This window comes from Levilactobacillus parabrevis ATCC 53295, assembly GCF_001434055.1.
Lineage (GTDB): Bacteria > Bacillota > Bacilli > Lactobacillales > Lactobacillaceae > Levilactobacillus > Levilactobacillus parabrevis.
Genome location: NZ_AZCZ01000059.1, coordinates 1 through 7,954, shown reverse-complemented (window position 1 = coordinate 7,954; position 7,954 = coordinate 1). Strand labels below are relative to the sequence as shown.

General features: G+C 45.1%; 6 protein-coding genes. All 6 read right to left on the bottom strand.

Going from position 1 to position 7,954, the window contains the following annotated elements; all coding sequences use genetic code 11:
* Window positions 1-16: 16 nt before the first annotated feature.
* Window positions 17-1,678, bottom strand: a complete 1,662-nt coding sequence (locus tag FD07_RS11250) for an L-type lectin family protein (RefSeq protein ID WP_020090420.1) — start codon at window positions 1,676-1,678, stop codon at window positions 17-19.
* A gap of 471 nt (window positions 1,679-2,149) precedes the next feature.
* Window positions 2,150-3,196: a DUF916 and DUF3324 domain-containing protein gene (locus FD07_RS11245; protein ID WP_027826050.1), complete on the bottom strand. Its 1,047-nt coding sequence runs from the start codon at window positions 3,194-3,196 to the stop codon at window positions 2,150-2,152.
* A gap of 129 nt (window positions 3,197-3,325) precedes the next feature.
* Window positions 3,326-4,030 carry a WxL domain-containing protein gene (locus FD07_RS11240; protein ID WP_020090422.1) on the bottom strand — a complete coding sequence of 235 codons (705 nt, stop codon included), beginning with the start codon at window positions 4,028-4,030 and terminating at the stop codon, window positions 3,326-3,328.
* Window positions 4,031-4,581: 551 nt separating this feature from the next.
* The gene (locus FD07_RS11235; protein WP_020090423.1) at window positions 4,582-5,292 is read right to left on the bottom strand and encodes a class A sortase; all 711 of its coding nucleotides are present in this window, start codon (window positions 5,290-5,292) and stop codon (window positions 4,582-4,584) included.
* Window positions 5,293-5,483: 191 nt separating this feature from the next.
* Window positions 5,484-6,884, bottom strand: a complete 1,401-nt coding sequence (locus FD07_RS11230) for an FAD-dependent oxidoreductase (protein WP_020090424.1) — start codon at window positions 6,882-6,884, stop codon at window positions 5,484-5,486.
* A gap of 376 nt (window positions 6,885-7,260) precedes the next feature.
* On the bottom strand, window positions 7,261-7,899 hold the full coding sequence (locus FD07_RS11225) for a DUF5776 domain-containing protein (RefSeq protein ID WP_020090425.1): 639 nt from the start codon (window positions 7,897-7,899) through the stop codon (window positions 7,261-7,263).
* Window positions 7,900-7,954 lie beyond the last annotated feature (55 nt).

Genomic DNA, 7,954 nt, shown 5'->3' with positions numbered 1-7,954 from the left:
GTCTCAAATATTGACTTCAATCCAGGTTGACCTTTTTGGTGATCGTAAAATTAGGTGTCTTCGCCGTTGAAGTCGCGTTACTTCCCACGAAATAACTAGTCTGCGACGCCTCACTCACGTCACTGGTAGATGCAACATCTTTGACCTTTCCGTATAAGGTTACCGTGGCCTTCTGCGTGCCACTCAAGGTCAATCCATTGTCCGCAAGAGGCACAGACAATTTCTGCCCGTCCCCTGAAGAGGTCGGCGCCACAATTTTTGAAACATCGACTTTGTTCTTATTACTATCCGTGTAACTAGCATCCGGATAGGCAATCGAACCCGAAGTCACATCAATGTCATCTGGAATCGTGAGATCCCCATTGACCGACTTCCAGTCCTCATCACCACCAGTCCGCTCAAAAGTGTAGGTCAGCTTCACATCGCTGTCACCAGAAACAGAATCACCATCACTGATTTCATTGGTATAGTTGCCATCGCTATCCTTTATAGTCATCGTCGCTGAGGCATCAGTCTGAGCTTCACCAGGGATTTGATCGAAAATAACTAAATTATTTTCGGAATATAATCCGGTTGACCCGGTAAATCCCCAACGAACTTTAGTCTGACCTGAGCTTAAATTAAACTTGCTCAAATCAATCGGAACTGTCGCATAATCAGTCGACTTCTGAGGAAGACCCGTATCAGGATTCTTATCATTGTACGTGTAGGTCATGGACCCATCACCACTGGAAGTTGTCGGCGGTGTATAGGACACTGTAATATGATGCCATCGGTGATCGGAAAGGTTCCCACTACCACCCGTAGCCCCTTCATCCAGTAAACCCTTGTGTTGAAGATTGTAGTAGTAGAAGTTCCCCGTATGGGCAATTTTATTCCCAGTGGCAGAATTAATCGCGCCACCATTACCATAGACCTTAGTCCCCGTGTAGGTATCAGTTGACCCCGGATAATTGGAAGCAATGTGGGTATCTTTAATCTGGGACTGTGAGCTCTGCGCGTCACCCGGCCCATCAACATCATAAGACGATGGCGAACTATTGAAAAAGTCGTAAGTACTAGGTGTCGTCCCGAGAAGCCAGCCTAGATAGGCTCCTTGCTTAGGAATATCATCATTGGGATACGTATCGAATTCCAATGCCCAGCTATTCTTAATGGCGGAACTCGCTGGATTCACATCAGAGAACAAATCGTTAGCTACACCCCAGACTCCCATGGATTCACCTGCACCTGAATAGGCGTCTGTCCCACCATTCTGAAGAACGAAGGCCATGCCATCTCCAACGTTAGCCGCATTTTCGCCACTCGCATAGATCCACATTGAAGCCGTTTCACTTTTACTCAAATCAAAAGATTCATCCGTTGACCAGATAGCACCCCAACTATCCTGAACACCCGCCTTAGAGATTTGAATCGCAGAGTTCCCAGTTCCAGCTGGGCTATGTGCTTTGGTCAGCTTGGCCGCGTTAGTACCAGAAGCCGTGCCCACATTGGGATCAATCGTGAAGTAGTTCGAATCCAATCCACTCTGGAGATCGACCCCTTGAGGTGCACCATCTAATGCGGCTTGACCTGTGCTAAATACCTGGGAATTAGCGCTCGCCGATATAGTCGACCATCCACCAAATCCGGTTATAGCCAGCACAGTCATCCCTAACATGCTCTTCTTGATATTCATCACATGAACCCCCTTGTCCGGTAGTCGACCGGCACACTCTAATTTCCTCAACCTGACACTTTTTCTTTATCCATTCAGTCATTCGTGGAAAAACAACTTTCGCCACGAAAGTATGTTATCTATGGCTATTTGTTAGCTCTCCTAGTAAATATAGTATACCATTATTTAAGTGTTTTGCTTCGTCAACTCGCTGGATTGGTGTTTCATTTTAAGATTGCTTTAAGATACTGTAAAATAAGGCTTTTAGGAAAGAATAGGTTCTCATCTCTATATTTGCCGTGTTATATTAAAAGCTTAAATTCACAACAAAGTCGTTACACACCATCATACATGTAACTCACTTTTTAAAATGCTTTACTCACGCTTTCCAAGATTCTTAAAGTCAACAGCATTCAGTTTCACAACAAAAAAACGGCTCAATGAATCAAGTAGCATCTCTGCTACCTATTCATTGAGCCGTTATTTTATAAATTATTCAGTTTCGTCCGTGTCATCATCTTTCTTCCGATTCTTCATCAGCAGATAAATGATAATTGCCAACAACAGAACGATCAGAACCCCGCCGGCAACAAACCACCACGTATAATTCTTTTGCGGCGTATTGATCCGATTCTTCAAGGAATTAATGTCCTTTTGCGTAATCGTGAAGTTCTTAGTAAATTGCCAGTGATAACCACCGCTGGCATAAGCATCAAGTTTCAGCGTATAGTCACCAGCCGATAATTGTTTGTCTCCCCATGGAATGGAGTAATTAAAGTTGGTGTTTGGTGCCATCGCCATGCTTTCCTTGGTTTGAGTTAAGACAGCCTTGGAGCTTCCTTGCTTCGTCACTTTAGAAACCACTTTCAAAGACTTCATCAAACCTGCACGTGGATTTTGCAAGTTGGCTTGAACTTGATTATAACCATTAATCTGGCCAGCCTTTACTGTGTGCATCCGCATGTCAGGGGCAACATCAATACCGCTTTCACGTAAACGAACACCAACAACATAGGCGAAGGCATTACTAATCGTTACACCATTCTTTTTGCTACCAGCCTTATCATTTTGAAGTTCCTTAACGTAGACCCCGCCTAAAATCATTCCATCAATTTTCTTAGCAGGCATTTTGTAGTCTACAGAAACTCTTTTAGCGCTCTTAGCCTTTACTGTGACTGTCTGCTTATCGTTACTACCAAAGACATCCTTGATACCAACCTTCAACGAACTATCTAGCTTAGGATTACTTTGACTGTAATCAATAACCCCATTCGTATTAGTCATCGCTTGATTGACGCCAACACGAAACTTTTTAGTCGACTTACTTGAGTTATGGATGACAATAGTCAGCTTCTGTTGCTGACTTGGCTTTACGCGCAACGCAAAGTACGTAACTTTCTTGTCATCCTGATTTTTCGGCGTAATCGTGCTAACTGAATAACCAACACTTTCTGCCTTCGCAGTCTTAGTCTGTTGCATCCAGCCAAATGCCACCAGTAACGTCCCTGCCGTTACTAACATCCTCAACCAACGTTTCATGAGTAACCCAGCCTCCATCATGTTTTGTAAACCATTTTCTTCATTGTAACAAAGAATGCGGTAGCTGTCGCTACCGCATTCTGAATTTAATATTTAAGGTATATCGAAGCTTGTTATTTCGCTATTTGATTAAGCTTGCGTGTCAGCTGTAGCAGCAGGAGTATTGCTGATCGTCCAAGTTAACGTAGATTCGTACGTACCAGCAACTTGCCCAGCAGGTACTTGTAAGGTTGCCTTAGAGAAGTCGTTAGTCCAAGTACCAACCCCATAACCGTGTTCGTCAGCGTGTAAAACATTTTGAGAAGTCTGAGCACCAGTTGCATCTAATGTGAAAGCTTGATTTGCAACGGCAGGGTTCTTCTCTACACCAGCAGCGTTAGTCGTACCAAGTGAACCTGCAAAATCAATCTTAGCACCGATTAATTGTGAAGCAGCCGCAGTGGCAGAACTATCCGTGTTCTTAAATGCGGAAGCAGTTACGGCAACATTCCAAGTATCAGTAACCCCAGGGTTAACAACAGTTACGGAATTAGCCTTTGCTGTCTTATCCGTTGAAGCAGTACTCTGACCGAATGTACCATTCAAACTTAATTGCGTAGGTTTAATTTCATTAGTCGTTCCAAAGTCAATGTCTGGAGCTGAAGTCAGCGCAATTTGACCAGCATGGGGACCATCGGGATCCGTTGTCCCAGCAGTTAAGCCAACTGTAGCATGGGTAGTTTGACTTTCAGCAGTAGCAGTATCTTCAGTAGCCGCGTTAGCAGTAACAGTAGTGAACCCAAACCCAGCAGCAAGTGCAACAGTAGCGATTAATTGTAAAGTTTTTTTAGTCATGATATTTATCTCCCTCAACTTGATTGTCTTTGTTCTTTACTCTTCTAAACTTTTCGTCCAAAGCAACGACTCTATTTTATGAACCTGCCCCAACTAGAGGCGTTTCGTTGGAACCATCTGATGAACTCATCTGATTACATAAGTTATAATAGCACGAATTTCTTCTTCTGTCCACAATTAATTATGTGTGGGGAAGATTATTTTTCTCGGAACTGTTTAATAGTATGTGATTATGTTTATAGTATACACAGATATAGCCTAAATCCATTGATATATCAGCGCTTGTCAGCCTTAAATTTTCACGGTACGCTTTGATCCATCAGCTCAATCCCTCAAAAATGGTCGTGTGATAAGCGATTCTCAACTATCGTTCACAGGGTGTTTGCTCACTACGGATTTTAGTTGTGCAATCGAACCAACTTTAAGGAACCCTTATTTATCAAGAGCTTCAGCATTCGCTGACTGTGAAATCCCTTTCATAGTTTCACAAGCGAAAAAAATTCAAAAAAAATAACATTTTTTGCAATTTCGCAAAAAATGTCAGATTTTCGTTAGTTTTTATTGTTAAATCCACTATGGAAGCCCTTTTGAACCGACACTGGCGCATCCTTATAGGCCATCTGTTTGACGTAATTCCCCCGAATCATTAGGCGATTGGCCCCCGTTGCATCACAGGTAATCAGCGTCACCATGGTCTTTTTGGTCTGATCGACCACCTTAATGTCCGTTGCTGGAATGAACTTCCGCACGCTCACTTTGTAGACGAAGACCTTCTTGGCGTTTGTTAAGTAAATTTGCTGACCGACCCGGGTCTTCCAATACAAAGGACTAAATAAAATCGTTTGGGAACTCATATGATGACCGGCCAACGGGTAATTCCCCTGACCCATCTGTTGATCCGGCCGCATGGTTCCAGCCGTTAGTGCCAACACCTCATTGCTGAGCCCCTTGGCAATCGGCAAGTGGATCTTTGACTGTGGCATGTAGATCTCACCTACCACGTGAATATTTGCCGTATTCCAACGCGCATTAGCCACCGTCGAGAAGTCCAACGACTTAACCTTACTGAAGTCGTACGATGCCTTTTTCTTCTCGTTCTTCTGTACAGTTTTCTTGGAGATACGCGGTTGATAGGAAGAAATCAACCAGTTCTTAATCTGCTCGTTAAAAATCAACCCGAGTGAAATGATAATTAAAATGATAAAAATCGTCGTCCAGAACCACCGCCAGCGATGCTTCGGCTGTTGCTGCTTATCTGCCATAATTACTGCCACTCCCCCCAGCTATTCAGTATCTTCACTGCCAAATTCTACCCCATTTACTGTTAAAAACAAAGTGAAACCGTTCCACCACGTTCTGTGACAAGCAGCTTTCATCAGTTAACCTTCGTATTCTGCGAGCGCCGATTCCATAGTAAAGGCGGGAAGCTCACCGCTACCCGCCACACGTTACTTTACTTTTTGGTTTTCTTGTCCGGTTTAACGCCCGCCGTAACTCGTGGTTGCCGATTCCCGCGCTCCGCTTCCTGAGCAACTGCTTTTTGCGCAACTAGATTCAGAAAATTAAAGGTATCATCGAAGTTCGGATTGAACAGCATATCCACAAAGGACAGGTCATCAATCGTATTACGGTTCTGAATCGCAATCGAGATGGCATTCGCCAACTGCGCTACTTCATGCTTACTGAAGAGTTGCGCCCCCAGCACCCGGCGATTGTCGCGATTATAGACCAAATTGATCAGGAGCTTATCCGTCGTTGGCATGTAGGCTGGCCGCCAGGTCCCCTCAAAAGTCACGCTATCCGCATTCAATCCGGCCGAAGCCGCATGCCGTAGCGTCAGACCCGATGAGGCCAGCGTCCGACCAAAGATCTTAATCGCCGAGGTCGCTTGAGTCCCCATATAGCGTTGCAGGTTACCAAAAACGTTGATTCCGGCCAGCATCCCCTGCCGCACAGCGTTCGTCGCCAGTGGTGTATACGCAGGCTGTCCAGTTGGGTTAAAGTTGACCACACTAGCATCCCCACAGGCAAAAATATCTGGATCTGAAGACTGAATGTAATCGTTAATAATAATGGCCCCGTGACGATCCATCTTCACTTGTCCGCGTAGGAGCGTCGTATTCGGCACAAATCCCGTGCTGACGATAGCCACATCGGCGCGGTAGGTCTCTCCGTTCGTTTCGATGGCCAGCCCCTCGTCATCTTGGGCAAACGACGTAACCCGGCTGTTTAAGACCACCTCAACGCCTTGATCCCGCAAAATATCGACGACTTTATCCGATAGATTCTGGTCAACATAGTGATCCAGCAAAATATCCTGCGATTGAATCAATAGAACATCGTGACCGGTCCGCGCGTAACTTTCCGCCAATTCAGTTCCAATATAGCCCCCACCAATGATGGCGATGCGTTTATGATCCTTTGCCGCCTGATAAACAGCCTTGGCTTGTTCGTAATTCTTGCACAATAGCACCATGTCTTCATCGATTCCAAAGATCGGTGGCACGTTAACCGTTGAACCAGTGGCCATGATGAGCTTATCGTAAGTATCGCTAGTCATCTCACCGGAATCCATGTCGACAACATCCACCGTCTTTGTCGCCGCATCAATCTTCACGACGTTGTGCCGGGTAAGAACGTTGGCACCCAGCCCGGCCAACTCCTCGGGGGACGAGTAGAACATGTCTTCCAAGTGTTTGACCTGCCCATCAAGAAACAACGAAATTCCCGTCGACAGGAATGACACATTGGTGTGTCGTTCGTAGATCGTGACTTCCGTTTCGGGATGATCCCGTAAAATTTGAATTGCGGCGTTTGTTCCTGCATGGGTGCTTCCAACAATAATGACCTTCATCATAGTTCCCCCTCATATTCTGCAACGCATAACTTTAGTTGTGTCCCTCGACGAACACATGAAACTTGGGCAACTCGTCAGGCCCCGATTAAATACACTTATTTTCTCATTTTTCAATCCATCGCTGGCTATCCAAGGGTTGAACTACCTGTTAAATATTAACCATTAAGATTACGCCAGTTCCCGACATATCGGGCATGGGACGGATTGTTTCAGTACTGATAGTGTATTTTCACCCAATTAACTTAATTTGTCAAAACAAATACTCTCCTTATTAACAAAATCCGCTATCTGACGGGATTTCCCAAGCAAAAAAGCCAGATCAACGCGGACCCGACTTAAAGTATAGAGTAGATAATTAATCTTGTGATTTGGTTCACTCAATTACCTTCACGAAGCGCGAGTTCCCAGTGATATAGCCGCCGGCAACTTTGTAACGGAGCGTGTCCCCTTTGCGGAAATTGTTAGCATTGGTATAAGCCCAGCCTTGTACCTTAAAGACGGCTTGGCTCTTCTTAGTGTAATGTCGATTTCGCTTAGTCAGCCGCACCGTATCATAGCGGTTGACCGCCGTCTTGGCTTGCACCCGTTTAGGCATCTTGTATTTTCCCGCGATGACCAGCTTCTTATTGCCAGAAATGTAGCGGCCATTACTGAGCACCAATCGCGTGTTGAGATTATGAGTGACAACCCGTTTTACCTTAAGAACCTGACCCTGCCGGTAATGAATAGACTTACCTGTCAGGCTTTTCTTCGTATAAGCATTCAGACCGTCAGGATTGATCACAGTGACTCGACTGGGCCGCGTCGTGTAGTAAAGGCGAGTGCTATACGCTGTCTTGGCAGTGATATACCCCGTGATCCCCTGACCATTGAGATCCACTACCTGATAGCGTTTGACGCCATTCCTAGAGGTTGCTGTACCAATAATCTTAAACATCGGTCGGTTCATCCGTGACTTCTGCGCATACCATTGCAATCGCGACTGCTTGGTAAACGTTGGTGAGTCATACAACCCAATCTTCCTCGTGGCGTAAATAACGCTTTGGGCCTAGAATAAAAAGTGTACA